The sequence below is a fragment of the Kitasatospora sp. NPDC034023 genome (genome assembly GCF_055575795.1).
Window position 1 is genome coordinate 36,576 of record NZ_JBVIRY010000047.1, and the last position, 20,349, is coordinate 56,924.

16 protein-coding genes and 3 pseudogenes are annotated in these 20,349 nt (G+C 70.4%); 13 read left to right on the forward strand and 6 right to left on the reverse strand.

Annotated features, from left to right (window positions below; genetic code table 11):
• Nucleotides 1-312: 312 nt before the first annotated feature.
• A complete protein-coding gene (locus ACZ52R_RS38515) occupies nucleotides 313-831 on the forward strand; it encodes a DUF7919 family protein (RefSeq protein ID WP_465626319.1) in 519 nt (172 codons plus the stop codon).
• Between the two features lie 181 nt (nucleotides 832-1,012).
• Entirely contained in the window at nucleotides 1,013-1,795 is a 783-nt protein-coding gene (locus ACZ52R_RS38520) for a type IV toxin-antitoxin system AbiEi family antitoxin domain-containing protein (RefSeq protein WP_465755064.1), read from the forward strand.
• Nucleotides 1,796-2,524: 729 nt separating this feature from the next.
• Here ACZ52R_RS38520 and ACZ52R_RS38525 read toward each other — a convergent pair.
• Nucleotides 2,525-3,397 (reverse strand): peptidoglycan-binding domain-containing protein, encoded by an 873-nt coding sequence (locus tag ACZ52R_RS38525; protein WP_465755065.1) that lies wholly within the window; start codon nucleotides 3,395-3,397, stop codon nucleotides 2,525-2,527.
• A gap of 1,094 nt (nucleotides 3,398-4,491) precedes the next feature.
• On the opposite strand from ACZ52R_RS38525, the gene ACZ52R_RS38530 reads away from it, so the two are divergent.
• Nucleotides 4,492-4,788 carry a hypothetical protein gene (locus ACZ52R_RS38530; protein ID WP_465626313.1) on the forward strand — a complete coding sequence of 99 codons (297 nt, stop codon included), beginning with the start codon at nucleotides 4,492-4,494 and terminating at the stop codon, nucleotides 4,786-4,788.
• Nucleotides 4,789-5,138: 350 nt separating this feature from the next.
• Here ACZ52R_RS38530 and ACZ52R_RS38535 read toward each other — a convergent pair whose 3' ends face one another.
• Together ACZ52R_RS38535 and ACZ52R_RS38540 are read right to left on the reverse strand one after the other, a co-directional pair.
• The gene (locus ACZ52R_RS38535) at nucleotides 5,139-6,209 is read right to left on the reverse strand and encodes a helix-turn-helix transcriptional regulator (RefSeq protein ID WP_465755066.1); all 1,071 of its coding nucleotides are present in this window, start codon (nucleotides 6,207-6,209) and stop codon (nucleotides 5,139-5,141) included.
• A 10-nt stretch (nucleotides 6,210-6,219) separates the two neighbouring features.
• The gene (locus tag ACZ52R_RS38540) at nucleotides 6,220-6,651 is read right to left on the reverse strand and encodes an ester cyclase (protein ID WP_360509921.1); all 432 of its coding nucleotides are present in this window, start codon (nucleotides 6,649-6,651) and stop codon (nucleotides 6,220-6,222) included.
• A 641-nt stretch (nucleotides 6,652-7,292) separates the two neighbouring features.
• Here ACZ52R_RS38540 and ACZ52R_RS38545 point away from each other — a divergent pair.
• From ACZ52R_RS38545 to ACZ52R_RS38580, 8 genes and pseudogenes are all read left to right on the forward strand, one after another.
• On the forward strand, nucleotides 7,293-7,739 hold the full coding sequence (locus tag ACZ52R_RS38545) for a hypothetical protein (protein WP_360509920.1): 447 nt from the start codon (nucleotides 7,293-7,295) through the stop codon (nucleotides 7,737-7,739).
• Between the two features lie 950 nt (nucleotides 7,740-8,689).
• Nucleotides 8,690-9,061 (forward strand): annotated as a pseudogene (locus ACZ52R_RS38550) (transposase); the annotation flags it as partial.
• 228 nt (nucleotides 9,062-9,289) lie between these two features.
• Nucleotides 9,290-10,318, forward strand: a complete 1,029-nt coding sequence (locus tag ACZ52R_RS38555) for a phosphotransferase (RefSeq protein ID WP_465665759.1) — start codon at nucleotides 9,290-9,292, stop codon at nucleotides 10,316-10,318.
• 365 nt (nucleotides 10,319-10,683) lie between these two features.
• Nucleotides 10,684-11,034 carry a PadR family transcriptional regulator gene (locus tag ACZ52R_RS38560; protein WP_360510349.1) on the forward strand — a complete coding sequence of 117 codons (351 nt, stop codon included), beginning with the start codon at nucleotides 10,684-10,686 and terminating at the stop codon, nucleotides 11,032-11,034.
• Nucleotides 11,031-11,960, forward strand: a complete 930-nt coding sequence (locus tag ACZ52R_RS38565) for a hypothetical protein (protein ID WP_465665758.1) — start codon at nucleotides 11,031-11,033, stop codon at nucleotides 11,958-11,960. The genes ACZ52R_RS38560 and ACZ52R_RS38565 overlap by 4 nt, the downstream gene beginning before the upstream one ends.
• A 1,760-nt stretch (nucleotides 11,961-13,720) precedes the next feature.
• Nucleotides 13,721-15,286: a M48 family metallopeptidase gene (locus ACZ52R_RS38570; protein WP_465665756.1), complete on the forward strand. Its 1,566-nt coding sequence runs from the start codon at nucleotides 13,721-13,723 to the stop codon at nucleotides 15,284-15,286.
• 441 nt (nucleotides 15,287-15,727) lie between these two features.
• Complete coding sequence (locus tag ACZ52R_RS38575) at nucleotides 15,728-16,036, forward strand: hypothetical protein (protein WP_465665754.1); 309 nt, start codon at nucleotides 15,728-15,730, stop codon at nucleotides 16,034-16,036.
• Between the two features lie 74 nt (nucleotides 16,037-16,110).
• Nucleotides 16,111-16,509 carry a hypothetical protein gene (locus ACZ52R_RS38580; RefSeq protein ID WP_465665752.1) on the forward strand — a complete coding sequence of 133 codons (399 nt, stop codon included), beginning with the start codon at nucleotides 16,111-16,113 and terminating at the stop codon, nucleotides 16,507-16,509.
• Nucleotides 16,510-16,586: 77 nt separating this feature from the next.
• On the opposite strand, the gene ACZ52R_RS38585 is transcribed toward ACZ52R_RS38580, so the two are convergent.
• Nucleotides 16,587-17,252, reverse strand: coding sequence for a TetR/AcrR family transcriptional regulator (locus tag ACZ52R_RS38585; protein ID WP_465626327.1), 666 nt, complete (start codon nucleotides 17,250-17,252; stop codon nucleotides 16,587-16,589).
• Between the two features lie 108 nt (nucleotides 17,253-17,360).
• On the opposite strand from ACZ52R_RS38585, the pseudogene ACZ52R_RS38590 reads away from it, so the two are divergent.
• Both ACZ52R_RS38590 and ACZ52R_RS38595 read left to right on the forward strand, forming a co-directional pair.
• Nucleotides 17,361-18,307 (forward strand): annotated as a pseudogene (locus tag ACZ52R_RS38590) (SDR family NAD(P)-dependent oxidoreductase).
• A 726-nt stretch (nucleotides 18,308-19,033) separates the two neighbouring features.
• Complete coding sequence (locus tag ACZ52R_RS38595) at nucleotides 19,034-19,228, forward strand: MiAMP1 family antimicrobial peptide (RefSeq protein ID WP_465665750.1); 195 nt, start codon at nucleotides 19,034-19,036, stop codon at nucleotides 19,226-19,228.
• A gap of 47 nt (nucleotides 19,229-19,275) precedes the next feature.
• Here the strand turns inward: ACZ52R_RS38595 and ACZ52R_RS38600 are convergent, their stop codons facing one another.
• Together ACZ52R_RS38600 and ACZ52R_RS38605 are read right to left on the reverse strand one after the other, a co-directional pair.
• Nucleotides 19,276-20,037, reverse strand: coding sequence for a Ku protein (locus ACZ52R_RS38600; protein ID WP_465626325.1), 762 nt, complete (start codon nucleotides 20,035-20,037; stop codon nucleotides 19,276-19,278).
• Nucleotides 20,038-20,180: 143 nt separating this feature from the next.
• A pseudogene (locus ACZ52R_RS38605) lies at nucleotides 20,181-20,349 on the reverse strand (NF041680 family putative transposase); the annotation flags it as partial.

The window sequence follows — 20,349 nt, forward strand, 5'->3', positions numbered from 1 at the left end:
CCGCCCGGTGGAGCCCGTTCCCGCGTGGTGATCGCCCTTGCCGACATCCAGCCCGAGATACCACATTTCGGCCGATCATCTCCCGCAGGGGCACGCCCGACATCATCGGCCTCGGCAAGCTCCGCTACGTCGTCGAGCAGGCCTTCGCCCAACTGCACCAGTTCAAGCGCCTCGCCATCCGCTGGGAACGACGCCTCAACCTCCACGACGCATTCGTCTCACTCGCCTGCGCACTCATCTGCTGGCGGCACCTCCTGAAGCGGATGGATCCGCCGTGATGACGCTCATCGGCACAGCATGCTAGACAGCGTCGTGACCTTCTTCTGTGATCTGAGTCCCTACAGCTATTTGGCCGAGGACGTCGTAGCCGCTGCCGATGGGCCTTACAGCGCTTCATTCGCCCCCTCCTACCAACGGATCAATGTGGGTTGGCTCGACGGACGGCGCGAATACACGGCGGGGCCGGTCCCGGAGGACTTCCCAGCCCGACTCTTCGACATCCTTCGCTGGCAGGACGTGAACAAGACGCGGGGCTTCCACGTCTGCGGGCTGTGCCCACCCGGCGAGAGGCAGATGGGCTTGCTGACCGTCGAGCACAAGGGCGACTTGCTCTACCTGGGGAACGGTGAGATCCGCGTCCCTGGTGCCGCCGGGGAGGTCTTCGCGGCGCCGACGCTCATAGCCCACTACGTCGCCAGCCACAGCTACCTTCCGCCGCCGTCGTTCATCAAATCCGTGCTGCTCTGCCCCGAGGGATGGATGTCCGGACCGGACGCGCCCGGCGTGCCCACCAATGCGACGAGCCGCGACTACAGGTCCCACGTGGCGTAGGCGGCAACACTCGATGACCGTGATCGTGTTACGAGTTCTTGGGCGGGGGTCCGTTTTACCCTTGGCCCGATCCTGCGCCCGGTGCGGATCGGCGCGGTTTCTTGTTGGCGGACGCGGTAGCGGGGTAAAGATCGCACAGGTCCTGCGATATGCACGTGGGCGGAGGAGACGAGGAACCGTGGTGGAAAGCCGTTTCAGTGAGACCATCGCCCAGTTGGAGGCGGAGCTTCCCGGCATCGAGGCCCGGCGGCGGCGTCTGGAGGACGAGCTGACCGCCGCCGTGGCGCGTGAGAACGCCGTACGCGGCGCCATCCAGAGCCTGCAGGCCCTGGCCGGGCTGCCGGCCTCGCAGGGCACCACTGCGGTGGGCACCATTCGGGCAGAGGCGGACGCCATCGCCGGGGTCCGGCCGCGGCAGCTCGCGGCCGAAGCCGGGGCGGCGCCGGACCGGGGCGGGGAGCCGGCTGAGAAGGCCACCGCACGCACGGGCACGGTCACGAAGACGGCGAAGAAGACTGCCGCCAAGAAGGCTGCCCCCGCGAAGAAGTCCACAGCGAAGAAGGCGGCACCCGCGAAGAAGGCCACAGCGAAGCCGGCGGCATCCGCGAAGAAAGCCGCGGCGGAGAAGACTTCCGGCAGCGCGCGGCCGCGCACCGCGGCGAAGAAGACGGCCGCGACCCGGAACACCGGGCCGGTGCGCACCGGCGCCGAGCCGGCCACCGAGAGGAGCGACACGGCTGCGCCCGCGTCCGGGCGGCGAGCGACCGGGGCCACCTCCGAGAGCGTGCTGGGCGTGCTGGCCGGTGCTCAGGGGCCGCTGCGGGCCAGGGAGGTGATCGCCCGGCTGGGGATCGAGGAGTCGGCGGACAACGTGAACGCGGTGCGCACCATGCTGGAACGCCTGGCCAAGGCCGGCCGGGCGCAGCGCCCGGGTCGTGGCCTGTACGCGAAACTGGACGGCTGACCCGCGGGCCCAACCGGCGGCCGGTTCGCGGACCTGTCCCATTTCACCGCGGGCCGGTCGAGTGACGTCGCCGGGTGCGGCACCCGGACTGTCGTGTCGTCGCCGTCCCTGTCCGAGATGCCGGAAGGCCGCCACGTGTGGGTGGCGGCCTCCTGTGCCTTCTCGGGGCCTCGGCAGCCTACCGCCGCCCCGGGACATCGCCGGGGGCGGACCCGTGACCGGCCGGGCTCAGACGGCCGGCTGCTCCTCGACGGGGTCGTCGATGTGGTGGAGCCGGCCACAGGCGATTACGCGGTCTTCACCCAGGCGTATTGCACCTGCGGTGCCGCACCGGCCTGCGCCAGACTGCCGACCCGGCTGGTCCCGCCACCCGCGCCTCGCCACCTCCCGGCCGTTGTTGTGCTGCGCGGACCCGGCGGGCCAGGACCAGGACGGCGGCCCGGACGTCCTCGATCGCCGTGCGCAGCCGCTCGGTCAGCTCCCGGGCCCGCGCACATTCCGCGGACGGCCCGACTTCGACCGGGCGGTGAACCGGGCGCGGGCGGACGCGTTCGCCCGGCACCTGGCTGAGGTGACCGACGCCTACCTCGCGGCCGGCCCCCCAAGTGGTGCCCGGGATCGGGTGCACAGTGATAGGACCGGAGGCGGGATCGTGGGCAGCCAGGGCCGTCTTGATACAGGCAGCGTCGTCACCCGGGTCGAGAGCAGCGCGGCACCGGACGGCGCCTGTCAACCGCCCTGCGGTTCACGGGTGCGCAGCAGCCACCAGGTGGACGGCCCGACAATTCCGTCCGCCGTGATCCCGCCCTGCTGCTGGAGCGAACTGATGGCCTGCTGGGTGTAGCTGCCGTACCAGCCGTCGATCTCCCGCGCCCCGAGGGGGAAGCCCAGGCGCTGGAGCAGGCACTGTGCCTCGGCGACATCGTCCGCGCCGGTCGCCCCGGGCGCCAGCACGGCGGTCACGGTTCGGCTGATTCCGGCGTACCACAGGCCGTTCTCCTGCTGGAACACGCAGGTGTACGGCGTCAGGTGTCCGACTTCAAAGGTCGCCCAGCCTGTGCGCCGGTGGGTCGCTTCGTCGGTGACCCGGGCCCGGTACGTGCCCGTGGCGTCAGTGCTCGCGCAGGGCCAGCTCCAGTGCAGTGAGCCGTCTTTCGCCACGGTGCCGCTCTCACCGGACGCCGCGAGCGGAAGAACCTGCCCGTCGGGCGCGAGGATCTCGTTGGTGTAGCGGCCACCGGGCGTGAAACCGGCCGAGTCGTTGCCCAGTTGCTGACCGACGTGGCTGCACGTGCCGAGGACCCGGAAGCGCAACGGCGGCTGTTCGGTGAGCCGGGTCGCACCGAGCCAGACCGTCAGGACGACGGCAAGCGTCCCGGCACTCGTCCCGAGGACCAGCCGCCGGTCGCGCCACCAGGGCGCCGCCGGCCGCAGCATGGTCGCTACCCCGGCTCGTCGCAGCGCCTCACGGCCGGCCTCGTCGGCCGCCGTCGCCCACCCGTCGGCGCGACTGACGGTCAGCGTGCCGAGGCCTTCCCCGCGGCGGTGCATGGTGACCACCCCGACGATCCGGCCGTGCGCCCACACCGCCGCTCCCGACATGCCCTCCCAAGGCGAGCGGAGCGGGTCCGGGTCCCGCTCGGGTTCCTGGACCCGCAGTTCCAGGGTCTGCTCCCGGCGGTCGGCCAGCGGCGCGATCTCGCCGCGGGCGTGGCAGGAGTCCCGGTAGCGCGTTGCGCCGCCGGGGTCCTCGCGCAGCTTGAACAGGGGGAAGCCCAGTGCGCTGCGAAGTTCTACCCCGTCTGGAAGCGCCTAGTGTGATCCGCTTCCGGCTCAGGGGGCTTGTACGGGGGTTTCTGGGCCGGGGTGTGCGGGGGTGGGCTGGCTACTGGCCGAATTCGTTGGAGGCGGCCTGGAGGTCGCCGGCCAGGGATCGGAGGTCGGGTGCTTAGTCGGGGTGCTGACACCTGGGGCACAGCTCGTGGCGGCCCTCGGGTGTGATCACGGTGCCCCAGCTGCGGCATTCGTCGCAGTCGCGGGCCCGGTCGATGTTCGCGCGGATGGTAGGAGCGTGGGGGTGGGCTCCATGAGTCATGGGTGATTTTCCTCTGTAGAGCGCTATCACTTACGCCCAGTTTGCCATGGTTCGCATAGATATGCGACATGGGGCGCTGGCGCTCGTGATCTGCCGCTGCGCCGCTGACGTCGGGCACGAAGCCGCCGATCACCTGCTGGTGACCGGCGCCGTCACACGTCGGGCGGCGCCTGGCGCGCTACGCCCCCGTCTTGGCCGGTTCGTCGTCGACCTGCTTGAGCTCGCTGTGGCGGCGGCCCCCGGCCCTCCGCGGGCAAGCTCGCCCAGCAAGGGGTGGCCCATCTGGCGTGCGAGGCCGCCGCTCGACTTCCTCCAGCCGACCAACGCCGCGAGCTGCTCCTCGCTTGGCGCCGCCCCCGGGACGGCACGGTGAAGCGGTGGGCCGTCATCTCGTTGCCCGGGCTGCTGTGCAGCTCGTTCGCGTGATTCCTGGCGGCTGGCCGCATGGGGACTGGTGCGGTTGGACCGCCCCTTCGCGAGGGGCGTGTGCGGACGGTCGGCGTGCCGGCGAGGGGTGCGGCATCGCGAGGTACCGGGGCAGCGCCGGTCCGGTCCCAGCACTGTGGGTCTGCCGGTCAAGACTCGTCGAAGGGATCCGTTCATGGGCAGCATGCGTGTCCGTACGAGGCTCGCCGGCATGGCCGTGGCTTTGGTGGCGGCGTTCGGGGGTGTTTCGCCGGCCCAGGCCGCCCCGGGCGCCGGCGCGGACGTCGCGCAGGTCCGGGACAAGATCGTGTGCATCTACCCCGACAGGCAGTTCGTCCCGGGCCCGGCCGGGCCTGGCTCGCCCACCTGGGAAGCGTCGGCGCGGCCGTATGTGCGCCAGGAGTACGAGCGGTGGGCTCAGCTGACCGACGGCGGCCGAGACGCCTGGGAGAAGGAACCGCGCGGCAACTGACCCCTCCGGGCCCCGCCGCCGGCCGGCCCACCGGTCCCGCCCGACGCGCCGGCCCGCCGCCCGGCTGCGCCTCGCCCCCGTCCCGGCTCCGCTTGGCCCTGGCTGCCCGCCTGCTGTTCGGCCGGTGCGGGCGCCGTCAGGGCTTCATCGGCCGAGCCAGCGATCGCTGTCCGGTGGGCGCCGGGTCCGGGCGGCCGTTCGCCGCATGCCCGCGCCGGTCTGGACCGGCGTGGCAGCCGGAAAACACTTGCCTTGGTGGAGAACATCGCGGAGCACGTCCTCACCGCTGCCGTGCCCGGTCACGGCGAGCCGTGGGGCGAGGGCCAGCGAACGCGGTGCCGCCGGTCGGTTCAGCGTCCCCTCGGGGCGAGCACCGCGGCGATCAGTTCCCGGCGGCTGCTCACACCGAACCGGGCGAACACCGCCGTCAGGTGCTCCTGCACGGTGTACCCGGAGACGTGCAGCCGGGCCACGATCTCCCGGGTGGAGCACCCTTGCAGTACCAGGGCGGTGACCCGGCTCTGGGCCGGGGTGAGGCCGTGGGCAGCCAGCAGTAGGGAGCCGAGTTCGGCGGCGGGCGCCGGCTCGACCACCACCCCGATCTGCTCCCCCGCCCGCCCCCGCAGACGGGTGGCATGCAGGGTCAGCCACTGCCCGTCGGCGGTGCGCAGCCTGACCGAGCCAGGCCGATGCGCGGCCTCCGGCGACGCGTCGGGCGCCCGGGCCAGTTGGACGGCCACCGAGTAGATCGGCATCGGCAGGCCTTGGATCTCGGGCCCCTCAAGCCGGGCGAGCCACTGTTCGGCGTCCGGGCTGATCGAGACCAGCGAGAGCCCCTGATCGAGCACGATCACGCCGGGGCCGCCCGCAGTTCCGGCCCCGTCGCCGCTCAGCGCCTGGTGCACGACGTCACGGCGAAGGCCTTCGGCCAAGTGCGGGGCGAGCCTGCGCACGACGTCCAGGTCGGTGCCGGAAAAGCCGGCTTCCGCGTCCGCCCGGTGCAGGCAGAGCACGCCCCAGCACTCGTGCCCAACGACCAGGGCGGCCCGGAGCTCGTCGCCGAGCCCCAGGCCGGCCATGATCTCGCGGTAGCGGGCGCTGACGGAGCGCTCGCCCCGGGTCGCCCGGTCCAGCGACATCACCGGCTCCGGGCCCCGGGCCAGCGCGGCGAACTTGTTGACGTCCGCGCGGCCGAACTCGTTGTCCAGGAAGAGCGGGGTGGCACCGGGCAGCGGATCCTGGGCGACAGCCGAGGTGAAGAGCAGGGTCGCCGGGTCCACCGAGGCGAAGAACGCGGCCTCCACCGGCAGGATGCCCGGTAGGCGGCGCAGCACCTCGGTGGTCAGGGCGGGCTTGTCCAGGTCGGCGTAGCAGCTGTCGATCAGCCGCTCGACGTGTCGCTCCCGCAAGGCGGCGACCATGGCACTCACGCTACGCCGCCGCCCGGTCCGGCACGAGCCCGAGCTGGCTCAGCAGACCCAGCTCGTCCAGCCGGCCCCAGCGTTCGGCGATCCGGCCGTCCCGCAGCCGGAAGACGTTGATGCCCTTGAGCACCAGCGTGCGGCCGTCACCGGGGACGCCCATCACCTCACCGTGCTGGGTGCCAGAAGCGGTGAAGAGTTCCACCACCACGTCGCCCTCGCCGACCAGGCGCCCAAGGTCGGAGTGCCAGTCAGGGCACGCCTGCCGGAAGATCGCCCCTGCGGCGCGCATGCCCTCCCGGTCGGTGCCGACGCCGATGGGCGGGTCGTGGTTGACGAAGTCCTCCGTGAGGTAGGCGTCGACGGCTGACAGGTCGCCCCGGGTGAACAGCGCGTCGATGAATGCGGTCACTGTCTGCTTGTTCTGTTCGATGGTGTTCATACGGCCAGCCTCGGCCTGCGGGTACAGAATCGGAACCCCACTTTTCTGGGGTCCGCTCGTCCGAGGTCCGAACCGGCGCGGCCTCCTGCTCGGCACGCGACCACGAAACCTCCTCGACCCTTCTGTCGACGGACGTGCACCTCCGGGGAGTTCACCGCGGCCGAGGTCCTGTACGCGGCGGTCGACGCGGCCATCGGTGCCGGGCTGCTGGCGCTGGCCGACGCGGGCACGGCGTCCGACCCGAGCATGATGGCCGAGCAGTGCCTGGAAGCCGTCCCGTACCTGGTGCTCGCGGTGGCCCTGGCATCCGCCGACCTGGACTGACCGACCGGGCCGGAGACCACCCTGCCGCTCCCGCCCGCCGCCTACAGCTCCGTCCATCCGCACGCCCGTCCGCGTTACCGGCGTTGAAGACGGTGCCCGCGACGCTGAACGGGACCACCAGCAGAACATCGAAATATCAAAGCACAATCGAACATCTGCATCATTCAAGCGGGACATTGGGATCGCAGATGAAGTCGAATATTTCCCAGGCCATAGTCGATTTGGCGGGCCTCACGTATTCGGCGCCATGCTCATGGTGGAGTTGAGGTGCCACATGGCCACCTCAAGTCACATCCAAGGCAGCGAAAGAGGGTTCCATGCCTCCCATCCCAGTCAAGCCCGGTATCTACAGGGTCCACGCTCACATCATCGGCCCGGGCACCCAGCTGACCGCGACCGAGCACGCAGTCAAGTACGGCGCGCCCGTCATCGCTGACCGCGCCAACCCGCTGCCGATCGAGCAGGAGTGGGCCATCGAGCCCATCGAGCCGATGCCGGGGGCGCCCTATGTGATCCACCTGGCCCTCCAGGAGAATGCCGGGATCGTGACCCCCGAGGACAAGCTCTGGGTCAACAGCGTTCCTCGCGGCGAGTGGACGAAGTTCACCTTCGAGAGCGTCCTGGGCGGAGTCAAGATCATCTCCGAGCGCGGCCTCGCCTGCGCCGCCGGCTACCGCGGTCAGCAGATCGAACTCACCGAACCCAAGCCTGAATTCCAGCAGACCTGGACTCTGGAGTACATCCGCCCGATCGACGCGGAATAGGGCCGAAGGCCGTAGAGCGGCCCGCTACGGTGGTGCCCGGCCGACGAAGGCCGGGCACCACTACTCGTCTGCCGCACCCGCGATGGCAAGCCTCCGAGCGCCCGTGGCCGCCCCTGCCTGATGCGCCGCCCCCGACCCGTCGGCCACAGCGTGGACGCGAACGTCAACCTCCGTCTGCGGTTAGCCCCCGGCCGCAGAGCGGCGCGGGCCTTCGCTACGCTGCCGCTGCCGCGGTCGGCTCGTTGTCGATGTGCTGGAGCCGGCTGCGGGCGGTGACCCGGTCCTCGCCGGACAGAGCGGCCCAGTACTCGTCAGCCCACACCGCATGGGAGGCTCGCCGCTCCGCTTCCTCCAGGCGGGCGGACTCGGCCAGCTGCTCCTCGCTCCGCCCCTGCCGGACGGCCTCCAGGTCGCCGCCCCGGGTCGAACGCGCGGCGCTCGGCCTGCACGGCCACCAGCGCCCGCTGCGCCGCGATCAGGTCATCGGTGTACTCGAAGGTCTTCTGCGCTCTGCCCACGCCAGGGAATCGCACGTGCGAGCGAATCCGGCGCCCGGCTGCGCCCCGCCGATACTTTAGGCGATGGTGGGCCCACCCCAGGATTCCAAATCCCAAGCGCGCTCATCTTATTGGAATTTGAGGATATCGGTGCGCCTCCGAACGCGGCCCGGGATGATTTGGCGGTCGGCTTTCCTCCGGAATCCCGTCACGGCTGCACCTGTCAAGGCCTCAGTGGCGTCGAGCTGTCGTTCAGGGACCACCACTGGTAGCTGCTTCTTCGGGTGCCGGTATTTCCCTCAGGACTATCGGCATAGCTCTGCGGGGTCGAGGTGGAGCCGGGGTCACTCGATCCAGCGATAGCGCCACACGTGTTGCACGGACTAGCCTCAGCGGCACAGGCGCTGAGCTGCACCATGCCGCTTGACCTAGCGGGCCGTCGACGCCTTCGAGATCGCCCTTTACCGAGGCCCGCTGGACGAGATCGTCCGCGAGGGCGCCAGGCGGATGCTGGCCGCCGCACTGGAAGCCGAGGTCAACGCCTACATCGCCGAGTTGGCCCACGAGAAGGACGAGAGCGGGCGCCGCCTGGTTGTCCGCAACGGCTACCACCAGCCGAGGAAGGTCACCACCGCCGCGGGTGTGATCGAGGTCAAGGCCCCGCGGGTGAACGACAAGCGCGTCGACGACGCCACCGGCGAGCGCAAGCGGTTCTCCTCGGCGATCCTGCCGCCCTGGTGCCGCAAGTCCCCGAAGATCGCCGAGGTGCTGCCACTGCTCTACCTGCACGGCCTCTCCTCGGGAGACTTCGTCCCGGTCTTCAAGCTCGTCGAGTCCGCCCAGGCCCGGTGGCGCTCGGTCAACGGCGCCCACTTCGTTCCACTCGTCCGTGCCGGAGCCCGCTTCGAACGTGGCCGGCTCATCGAGCGCCCCGAAGCCCTCACCGCCGCATGAACAAGATCTACCGAGCGCCTGCCCCAGCTGCAGGGTGAACTGGCCGATCCTCCAACTCGCTCTGCCGGCAACTGTATTCACGTGTGGAAGGATGAGGGCATGTGGTCACGACTGCCCTTCGGGGAGAAGCTCAGGGCTGAGCTGGGTTCGCCCCAACGGGCCCGCAGGCTGGGCAGCAGCCCGCGATCGCGGGTATGGCGGGCCGAGCTGTCGGGCACACCCGTGGTAGTCAAGCAGCTCATCGACGGCCCGGAAGCAGCAGAGAGGTATGCCCGCGAGGTCACGGCCCTGCAACTCGCGTCCAAGGTCGACCCGCCCGTGGTGCCAATGCTCCTCGCCACCGATCCGGGCGAACGGGTGCTGGTCCTGGAACATTTGGACCACCAGGAGCCGCGCGAGGACTGGATCGTGGACTACGCGTCAGCGCTGGCCCGGCTCCATGCGGCCACCCGCGCCGACGCTACGGACAGTCTTCCGACCTGGTCGGGCCCGACTCAGGATGACGCCGACTCCTTCCTCAGGCTTGCCCAGACGCTCGGCGTGGTGGTGCCGTCCGGCGCGCGAACCGAGCTGGACGGCCTGGTGAACCGCCTGACCTGGATGACGGGCCATGCCCTGCTGCACGGTGATCCCTGTCCCGGCAACGACATGCACACCGCCAGCGGCGTGAGGTTCATCGACTTCGAACAGGCCTCACTGGGCAACGGGCTCGTGGAACTCGCCTACCTACGCATCGGCTTCCCGACCTGCTGGTGTGCCACCGCTCCGCCTCGGGTACTGCTCGACGTGGCAGAGACCGCCTACCGGACGGCATGGCGCAGCGCGACCGGCAGCGAGGTCCAAGACGATCTCACAGACGCATGCGCCGGCTGGCTGCTACGGGGCGACGCATTGGTCCAGCGGGCCCAGCGCGGGACCATCGACCACCTGGGCAAAGTCCCGAATCGCGACTGGAAGTGGGGCACCGCGACCGCCCGCCAGCGGCTGGCACACCGTCTCCGGGCCGTCAGCCAGATGGCCACCGGGTGCAGCGAGCTGAAGGATTTCGGACGGCTCGCCGCGGCCATGCGCGAGAGCATGCTCACCCGCTGGCCCGAGCTTCAGCCGCTGCCCTCGCAACGGCCATAAAAGACACTCCGCCCGGCACCCCGGCCAACGGCACGAACCCCCGAACCACAGGTCTTGACAATTCCTCATATGAGCCCGGTCGAGCACCGCAGTGCCGACCGCCGTGAAGCCCACATCGAGCAGAGCAGATCCGGACTTCAGCTCTTCGCCTGACAGCGAGCGCCTGTCAGTGTCCATGCCTGACAGCTTTGCACCGCGAAGGTTCAGCTGCCCGGCGATCTCCGCCTCCACCAGCCGCACCGCGCCAGCGGCCTGAACACCCACCAATCCGGCGAACGTATGCGCTCACAGCACTAGCAACCGAGATGACTGCCGATCGCTTCGCTCTTGCCAGACATTACGGTGACCGTACTATGGTGGTGGGCATGACGAAGAAACGCTCCATGCAGGAGCCCACCTTCCTCCTGCTGACAGCCCTCGCGGACCGGCCCCGGCACGGCTACGCGCTCGGTGACGAGGTGGCCGCGATCTCCGACGGCCGGGTGCGGCTCGGAGCCGGCTCCCTCTACGGCACCCTGGACCGGCTGCTGGCGGAAGGGCTGATCCGGGTCGAACGGGAGGAGACGGTCGACGGGCGCCCCCGCCGCGTATTCGCCCTCACCTCGGCCGGCACCACGGCACTCACGGAGGAGAGCGAGCGGATGCGCGCAGCCCTGCGTGAGGCCGACCGGCGCCTGGCCGTCTCCCGGCCCCGGCTCGCGGGAGGTGCGGCATGACCACGGACCGGCCCTCGACGAACGCCCGGCTGCTCCGGTGGGCACTCGCGCTCTACCCGGCCTCCTACGGAGCCGGCGCACGGGCCGAGATCGCCGACCACGCCGAACACCACATCGCCGGGGCCGGCCGGCTCGCCGGGCTACGGGAGGTCGCCGACGTGGCCGGGCACGGCACCCGGGTACGGCTGGGCCTGCTCTCCCACCGGCCGGCGGGCCGGGCGCTGGCCACCGCCGCTCCGCTCGCCGCGATGCTCGCCGGCACGTTCGCGGCCTGGCACCTGTGGTTCCTCGTCCAGATCGCCCGCGCCTCCGGGTTCGACACGTACGCGTTCTCCGGCACCCGCGTCGGCACCGTCACCGTGCTGATGCTCGCCCCGGCCGTACTGATGGCGGCGGCGGTACTGGCCGGACACCGAACGGCGGCAAGGACCATGGCCCTGGTGACCGTCCTGGCCACGCCCCTGCTCCACGCGCTCTTTCGCCCGATCCTGTGCGACTACCAGGTCGTACTGCTCGCGTTCAACGCTCTCGTCCTGCTGGTCGCCCCACCGGACCCCGTCTCGAACCTGAGCCGCGTCATCCCGTGGACGGTTGCCCTCTCGATCACGGCCGGGGAGGTCGCCCTGCCCCTGGCCGGGAGCCATTTCGGGGCACGGGCGACCGGCATGGGGTTCTACTTCGTCGCCCCGGTGGTCACCGGCATCGCCGTCGCCTGCACGGCACGCTCCGTCGGGCACGCCGCCCTGACCACAGCCGTCCTGGCCGGCCCGCCACTGCTCTCCCCCCTGCTCCTGGACATGGGACTCAACCACCGCGCACTCATCCTGCTGCCGGTGGTGCTGTTCACCGCCGGGTACACGATCGCCTTCCCCGTGGTGCGGATCACGGCCCGGATCGCCAAACGGCCCGACCACCTGCACCACTGACCGCACGCCCCCCACGACCGGCCCCTCAACCACCCCCCTCACCAGTGGCGGCGCGCCGCTTCCGGATCCAGCGGCGGTCACGGCAGGAACGCAGGGCCTCGGGGTTGCCTGGTAGGGCTGTCCCAGCCGGGGCGGGCGTGTTGCACCGGCCTGGGCCGGTCCGCCGGCCTTGGCTGGTCTTTCGCCGGCCATTGGCAAGGAGGACAATCGGCCCATGAGCTTTCTGCAGGAGAAGGTGGAGCGGAACGATCTGATCAGGGCAGTGATCACTGGTTCGCCTGCCCCGCAGCAGTTCACCGCGATCGTCGAAGAGGTGTACTTGGCACGGGTCTTCGCGGGCAAGGTGGGATCGGAGATCCGCTTCGTTGGCAAACCGACTCACTGGGGCCAGCGGTCACTCGCCGTGGGCCAACGCGCGCTCCTCTTCATCAGCCGTGTCTCCGCAGGTGGTACGAGGACGCCTGGGAGGGCGACCTTCCCATCGAGGAGATCGACGGCTCCGAGTACGTGCTCTACCGGGTCGCTCATGAAAGAGTCCTCACCTTCGACGGCCTGTCCGACTCCCTCAGGGCCAGCTGCAGACGGCACCCCACCCTGCCGATCACCACGTGTTTCAACCTCGCCGCGTTGGAGTGCCATCTGAACGGCCTCATCACGCAAGCCCTTCCGTAGCCGAGTGGCCTGCACGCGGCTCGGCAAGTGATCGAGCTTTCGGCCGCTGCCTCCCCGCTGCGCCTTGGGTTCCTGTGCGGGTTGCCGGTCCTGGTCGGTCTGCGGGCTCTGGTTCGGGGCTGTCTGCTGCCGGGGCCGTCTGCTGCGCACGGGTGTGTCGGTGGGGGCTTCTATGGTGCAGTCGTGGGTGGGGCCGGTGTCGGAGTGTCCAGCACTGGAGACAAAACGGCAGACCTCCCGGTCTGCACGGGGGTGGTTACGGCCTAACCGGCGTCCGGGGAACAAGGGCCTGGAGGACGGCTCGTCAGCACTGCCCCACCCGCCAAGCCGGTGCCGCAGGCCCGGTGCCCGGGCCGCGGTGCCGGGCCCGGGATGGTCCGGGTCGTGTTCGGCCGGGGCCGTTTGCCGGGCGATCACCGGGTGCGCCGACCGACGGGGTCCCCGTGTCGCCGCGGTCCACCGCCCGCCCCGTCGTCGGCGTGCCGGGTCGCCGCCGTCCTAGCCGGTGTCGGCCTGAGGCCCGCCGCTCGGTCCTCGTCCTGGCCGTCGCCGGGCTGCCATCCCCGCGGCTGGGCCGCCGCCGTCCTGGCCGCCGGGCGGCCGTCCCGGCTGTCGCGCTGGGGTGTCGCGCTGGGCTGTCGCGTGGCCTGTCGTGTGGTGTGACGTGGGCGGGGACCCGGGAATCCCTGTGTGTGGCGGGGCGCGACAGGCGGGGTGTGACAGCCGTGCCCTTGTCGGCCGGCGGTCTCGGGCCGTAGGCCCGTCCCTGGTGTCCTGTGTGTCTGTGGGGCCTGTGGCATGGGGGTGCCGCTCTCCCTGATGAGGATCTCGGAAAACGGCCAGGACTACTCACGCTTCCCCACTCATTCCGGTGTTCAACTGAGTGGGGAGTCTCAGTGAGCGCCGAGGTTCTGGCCCCTGGTTCCTTCTCGATGCCGTGTCCCGCCCGGGCTGTAGTCGGCGCGGATCGCAGCGGCCCGCCGCGAGGTGGGTAGGGGCTGCTGGTGAGGGCCTCTGAGCTGGGCGGTAGGCTCCGCGCGATCATCGTCGGCCCGCGCGGGCCGGCCGAGCTGTGCGGGGGTTCTCCGATGACGTTCCGATTGCGTGCCCTCCGGGCGGTGGTGCTGCTGGTCGGCTTCCACCTGATGGGTGCGGGCCTGCTGGCGGCGATGGCCGTACTCGACTGGCTGCTGGTGACGCACCTGCTCACCGAGCGGGCGGCCTGGTTCGAGGGAACCGTGCTGGCCGTCACCGTGTTCCTGGCGGTGGCGATCATCCGGGGCACGGTCGCCTCGCTGCGCGCCGGACGGCTCGGCCCGGTGCCGGGGGCCGTGGCGGTCACGCCGCAGGAGCAGCCGGAGCTGTGGGAGGAGGTCCGCGCCGCCGCCCGGGCGGCGGGGGAACGTCCGCCGGAGGAGCTGTTCCTGATCGGAGAGGTCAACGCGGGCGTCGCCGAACAGAGCCATCTGCTGGGGCTGTTGCCCGGATGGCGCCGGATGTCCCTGGGACTGCCGCTGCTGGCCGGGCTGACCGTCCCGCAACTGCGCGCCGTCCTCGCGCACGAGTTCGGCCACTTCGGCCACGGGGACACCCGGCTCGGCGGCCTCACGATGCGCGGCCGGGCGGCGGTCGTGCACACCGTCCGGGCGTTCGAGGCCGGCGGCACCTGGCTGCACCACCCGGTGGGCCGCCTCTACGCTGCGTACGCCCGGATGTTCCTAAGGACTTCGCAGTCGGTCGCCCGTCAGCAGGAGCTCGTGGCTGACCAGGTGGCCGCCCGGCACGCCGGCCGCGAGGCGGTGGCCGCCGCGCTGCACGCCACCTGGGTGCTCGAGGCCGCATACCGCCACTACCTGGCGACGTACGCCGCCCTGGGTGAGCCGCTGGCGGCGCTTCCGCCGGTGGGCGAGGTGGGCGGCGGCTTCCGCCGGCTGCTCGCCGCCCGGACGGCAGAGCAACTCGCCCAGCTCGCCACCGGCAGCCGCCCACCGCGCCCGCACCCGTACGACTCCCACCCGCCGACCGCGGAGCGGATCGCCCTGATCGAGGCGCTGCCACCTGGCGGTGGCGACCGGCAGGACGGGCCGGACGCGCTGAGCTTGCTGCGCGAGCCGGACCATCTGTTCGCGGTGCTGGAGGCGCGCGCTCTGCCACCGGAGGCTTCGGCGATGCGGCGGATGAGCTGGGACGAACTGGTCCTGGCCCGAGCGGTCGTCGATGCCGACGGATGGTCCCGCCCCCTGCGCCTCGCGGTGGCCAGGACGCTGCGCTCCTCGGAGCCGGACGGAGAACTGCCCGGGCTGGAGGAGATACTCGACGCCTTCGACCGTGGTCTGCTGTGGCCGGAGGTCGCCGACCGGATGCCGAAGCCGCCCCAGGCGGCGCGGCTGACCGGGCGGTCGGCCCGCAACTTCGTCCGGCCCAGGGTCTTCGACGCGCTCGCGGGCCTGGTCCACCTCCGTCTGGTCGCCGTCGGGCAGGCCACGGCGGACATCGCGTGGGCGGGGCGGCCCGGGCTCGCGCTGCCCGACGCGTGGGAGGAAGGCATGGACGACGCCCTCGACGCCGCCACCGCCGACACGCCCGACACCACACCCCTGCGAGTCCTGCTCGCCTCGCACGCCCCCGTGCCCTCCGTACGACGGTGCCGGTGACTTCAGCGGATACGGCGGCCTCTCCCGAACGGCATCCGTCCGCAAGTCAACGGACCACAGGGTGGGGAATCGCGCGAGCAGGTCTGAGGAACACCCGAGCGTGAGGTGGGGAAATCCAGGGAGTCTCATCATCGGCGACGCGCCGGGACGGGAGCGCGAGGTGGCTTCGCCACCACGGGCGTTGCGCAGCTGGCGGTCGAGGACGGCTTGGACCAGGCGGGAGCGGGGGGCGGCGTCGAGGCCTTACGCATCAGACAGGGCCCGCACCTGGGCAGCCTGTACGGTGGCGGGCGGGGCATCGGGTTTGGAGGAGATGCACCAGGTCTTCTTTCTGCTGTTCAGTTCTGTCTCATGAGATCTGTGGTTCAGTTTCGCTCCGTTGTGGTGGTGGGGCGGGTGAGCTGACGGGAGCGCCCTGTCTGCCTGCAGGGAGGGACGAGAGTGGATCTTGCCTTTGTGCGGTCCGGGCTGCTGGAGCAGTTCCTGGAGGCTGACGTCATCTCAGCCGCGGAGGTCGCTGCACTACTGAAGCGGCGCGGCTTGCTTGACGGGACGCCGATGTTCCTCGACGAGGAGACGCAGATGCCGGTGCCACCGCTGTGTGAGTACGGCAAGTACCTGTCGACGGCGCTGCTCGACGAGACCACGCCAACTCGAGCTCATCAACACCCCCTCCACACCCGCCTGCCGCCGCGACCTCGCCGAACGCGAACTCGACATGACCTGCAACGTCGTCAAGATGGCCGGTGATCCCCGGTGACCCGACCCACCGACGCTCCAGAGGACACGGTCAGCCCAAGACCGCCGCGGCCCTGCGAGCCGCGATGACTCGCCTCTTCGAGGGACGGCCGCAGCGGACCGATGGTCGCCTCACCAAGGAGAATCTCTACGAAGAAGCCCAGGTCAGCCGCGCGACCATGAGCCGGGCTCGGGCCGTTCTAGCCGAGTGGGACGCCCACATTGCGGCCCATGGCAAGGCCACCCCCGGTGAGGCGAAACGCGATGCCGCCATCGCCGACCTCAAGAAGCGCCTGACCGCGAAGGCCCAGGAGTGCACGCTCCGGGAGAAGAAGCCGAAGGCCGCCCAGACGGCGATCGCCGCCCTCTTCCATGACAACGAGGCCCTACGGCAGCAACTCGCCAAAGACGCCACAACCACCGTCACGCCTTTCCGCCCTCGCGGCCCCCGCTATAAGCAACAGGTCACATGCACGGCTCGCTGAGTTCGGGCACCCCGGCCTCCACCCTCCGAGCGTGCGAGAAGAGCAGAGGATTTTTGCCTGTTCCAGTGCGACGCAGGTCAGCGGCGGGGTAGCGCGCCCAGGAGGGTTGCGGTCAGGGCCAGCTTCAAGTAGTCCTTCAGCTCCAAGTGGAAGCGGGCGAGGTCGGGCTCGGCCTGGTAGGCCGCCTGCAGGCTGGGTGGGGGTGTGCTGTACGCCGGCAGCGCGCCGGCCATGAGCATGGTTTGCAGGCTGAACAGCGTCGCGTTCTCGCCCAGCTCCGGCAGGTACTTCAGGAGCAGGGCGGTCATGGTTGTCAGGCGGTCCAGGGAGGCGCGCTTGTAGCGTGCGACGACCTCGACGGAGACGTTGTGTTCCAGGACGCTGCTCTGTGCACCGAAGAGGTCGCACAACACCACTCGGCCGGAGAGCGAGCGGCTGAGAATCTCGGCCACGGCTGCCGCTCGCTCGGCCATGGGCAGATTCTCGTCGATGCCGGCGGCCAACTCGCCTGCCAGTTCCGTCAGCCACTCCTGCAGGAAGCGGTCCAGCAGTTCCAGCAGCACCGCCTCGCGAGACTCGAAGTAGCGCAGCACGTTCGGCTTCGCCAGCCCTACCCGGCGGCTGAGCTCGTTCAGGGTGACCGCGGCCACGGGCATCTCATCGAGCATCGCCGACGCCATGTCGAGGATCGCCCGTCGGCGGATCTCCCGCTGCTCTTCGGTTCGCGCCCGCTGGAAAGTCACGATCACCAGCCTAGCTTAGGTACCTGCGGTACGTTGACAATGTACCGGGAGTACTTTATCGTCGCAGACGCAAGATACCTTCGGTACGTAACTAGGTGGGAGTCCGGCATGAGTGAGAAGTGGACGACGGCAAATATTCCGGACCAGCGCGGGCGGGTGGCCGTGGTGACCGGGGCCAATACCGGCCTGGGGTACGAGACCGCCAAGGCGCTCGCCGAGCGCGGGGCCTCCGTCGTGCTCGCCGTGCGCAACGTCGAGAAGGGCGAGCAGGCCGCGGCCCGCATGACGGCGACGTGACCGTACAAGCGCTGGACCTGACCTCGCTCGACTCCGTCCGGACCGCGGCGGCGGCGCTGCGGTCCCGGCTCGACCGGCTCGACCTGCTGATCAACAACGCCGGCGTGATGTACACCCCGAAGCAGACCACCCGGGACGGCTTCGAGATGCAGTTCGGCACCAACCACCTCGGCCACTTCGCGCTCACTGGGCTGCTGCTGGACCTGATGCTGCCGGTGCCCGGATCGCGCGTGGTGACGGTCAGCAGCACCGGCCACCGCATCCGAGCCGCGATCCACTTCGACGACCTGCAATGGGAGCGGTCGTACAGCCGGGCAGCCGCCTATGGTCAGTCCAAACTGGCCAACCTCATGTTCACCTACGAGCTGCAGCGCCGGCTCGCCACGCACGGCACCACCGTCGCGGTGGCCGCACACCCCGGCCTGTCCAGCACCGAGCTCGCCCGTAACAGCCCCGCGACCCTCCGGCTTCCGCTCACCTGGCTCGCGCCGCTGATCACCCAGACGCCGGCGATGGGCGCGCTGCCGACCCTGCGCGCCGCCACCGACCCCGCCGCGCTCGGCGGCCAGTACTACGGCCCCGGCGGACGCAACGAGGTCAAGGGTCACCCCCGACTGGTCACCTCCAGCCCGCAGTCGTACGAGGCAGTGGTCCAGCAGCGGCTGTGGGCCGTCTCCGAAGTCCTCACCGGGGTGCAGTTCCCCATCGCTGAGTCCAAGCAGAGCCCGTTTCCCTCCGGATCGGCCACCACCATGTAGCCCGCGCTGGTAGCAAGCGCCGACCCGTCGCGGCGCGAGCGGATGACGCCAAGACCGACGGGGCGCACGCACTCCGCGTCGAGGGCGACCATCCGCTCGTCGCCGTGCAGGCCGCTTGCGGCGCATACGTCCAAGTGGGCAGTACGTGGCGGCCTGGCCCTCGGGAACCTGCTCAAAGAACATCTGCATCGGATGATCGGTGAGAAGCGGCCTAACCGGCATGTCTCATGAGACATGCTGAGCGCGTAGAACACGTCCACGCCATGTAGCCGAGGCCTTCGAGGGGATCGTCAGGGGCGGCAGTGTCGAAGGATTTGCGATGCCGCAGAACCGGCGTTCCCAGAAGAAGAAGGCCCGCAGCCCGGCTTCAGGGCGGCCCGCAGCGCGGGAAGCAGCTCTGGGTAGCGGTCGGACAGCGGGTTGCCCCGCCGCGACCAGAGCTGGACATCACCGTCCCCACGCCACGCGGCCGCACGGACCCCGTCGTTCTCCAGACTGCGATATGTCTCAGAGGCACACCGACTACGCATCCGCCGTCCCGGCGAACCGCTCACCAGCAGGAGATCGAACTGTGCGAGCGCCTGGGCGCCCAGCGCGCCGAGCTGGACGCTGACGGGCGCGGAGAAGCTGGCGAGGGGTCCCTGTCGGCACCATGAAGTGCAGCTCGAACGCATCGGTTGGGCCCGCAGATGGTGTTTCCCGCGTACCCACTCCCATGCCTCGTCGTTGATCTGGACCAACGGCTGCGGATCCCACCAGATCCCCTTCCACGGCTCCTACAGGTGGATCCCGCGCGGGCAGGACGGCCGGATGCACAACGCGGCTGACGGCCGGAACCCGGTCCACACCGTGCTTCGCAGCAACCGGGACGCAGAGCAGTCCACGCCCTTCGGCTGGCAGAGCATGTACATCGTCTGCTGAGCACCTGGCACTCAGCCCGGCTCGGCGCTTGTGACGCGCGGCTTTCGTCAGGCGCTTCGCAGCTGCCGGCCCCGCTTGACGGGGGCGTGTTCGAGGGCGTCCTGGAGCTGGTCACGGGTCATCGTGGAGCGGTGCGGGATGTCGAGGTCGGCCGCGCGCTGGTACAGCTGCGCCTTGGTGAGCGCGTCCAGGTCTTCCTTCGCGGTCCGCGTCTTGCTGGCGCTCTTGCGGGCGGCCGGGGCAGTGGCGCCCTGTCGGCGGGCGGAGGTGCTCTTCGTGCCGCTGGCGGCCTTCGGCGTCCTGGGCGCGGTGGCAGCCGGGCCTCGGCTGCTCGCGGTGCTCCTGCGCTGCCGGCTCTCCGGCTTGGCGTCGGCGGGCTCGCCCGCGGGGTGGCGGGCCTGTTCCAGGCTGCGTTCGAGGATCGCCATGAGGTCGACGACGTTGGTGGCTTCGGCGGGCGGGCCTTGGCTGACCGCGATCTGGCGGCCCTCGGCCTTGGCCTGGACGAGGTCGCGGACCTTCTCGCTGTAGGTGTCGTGCCACTGGGCCGGGTCCCAGTCGATCGCCAGCATCTCGATGAGCTGCTCGGCCGTGGACAGCTCCCGCTCCGGGAGCGGGAGGTCCTCGTCGGGGAGGTTGCCGACCTCGCGGCGGGGGTCGCGGACCTCGTCGGCGAAGTGCATGGTGTGGGCGGTCAGGATTCCGCGCTCGGCCTTGATCGCGGTCAGATACTCCTTGCCGCGCATGGAGAACAGGGCGAGGCCGGCGCGGTTGGAGCGTTCGAGGGCGCGCTGGAGGAGCGCGTAGATCTTCGTTCTCTGGGGGAGAAGTGTGGCGCGAGGCCAGTCGGGCCGACTTTATGCAGCTCAGCGCAGGTGTCGATGACCTTAGCTTGTTGTTTTACCTCCGGTGATGTTCTTCTGTCGCGTTCGGATCCTCGCTTGCCTGTTCGCTACTGGTTGGTGACCAGGGCGAGTCCGATGTTGTGGTCGGGTGCTCGGTGGCGGTTGGTTTGCCCGGGTGGGGGCCCGGGTCCGGGTCGGGAGGGTCTCGCAACAGCGGCTGGGCAGGGCAGGGTCGTGCGGATGTTGCGGAACCCGCGCCGGACCCGGGCGGGGGTG

Coding starts and splice junctions, on each gene's coding strand:
- ACZ52R_RS38555 (WP_465665759.1), top strand. CDS start 9,290: ATGTGGTCACGACTGCCCTTCGGGGAGAAGCTCAGGGCTGAGCTGGGT.
- ACZ52R_RS38525 (WP_465755065.1), bottom strand. CDS start 3,397: ATGTCGGGAGCGGCGGTGTGGGCGCACGGCCGGATCGTCGGGGTGGTC.
- ACZ52R_RS38535 (WP_465755066.1), bottom strand. CDS start 6,209: ATGGTCGCCGCCTTGCGGGAGCGACACGTCGAGCGGCTGATCGACAGC.
- ACZ52R_RS38540 (WP_360509921.1), bottom strand. CDS start 6,651: ATGAACACCATCGAACAGAACAAGCAGACAGTGACCGCATTCATCGAC.
- ACZ52R_RS38580 (WP_465665752.1), top strand. CDS start 16,111: ATGACTCGCCTCTTCGAGGGACGGCCGCAGCGGACCGATGGTCGCCTC.
- ACZ52R_RS38530 (WP_465626313.1), top strand. CDS start 4,492: ATGGGCAGCATGCGTGTCCGTACGAGGCTCGCCGGCATGGCCGTGGCT.
- ACZ52R_RS38565 (WP_465665758.1), top strand. CDS start 11,031: ATGACCACGGACCGGCCCTCGACGAACGCCCGGCTGCTCCGGTGGGCA.
- ACZ52R_RS38560 (WP_360510349.1), top strand. CDS start 10,684: ATGACGAAGAAACGCTCCATGCAGGAGCCCACCTTCCTCCTGCTGACA.
- ACZ52R_RS38545 (WP_360509920.1), top strand. CDS start 7,293: ATGCCTCCCATCCCAGTCAAGCCCGGTATCTACAGGGTCCACGCTCAC.
- ACZ52R_RS38570 (WP_465665756.1), top strand. CDS start 13,721: ATGACGTTCCGATTGCGTGCCCTCCGGGCGGTGGTGCTGCTGGTCGGC.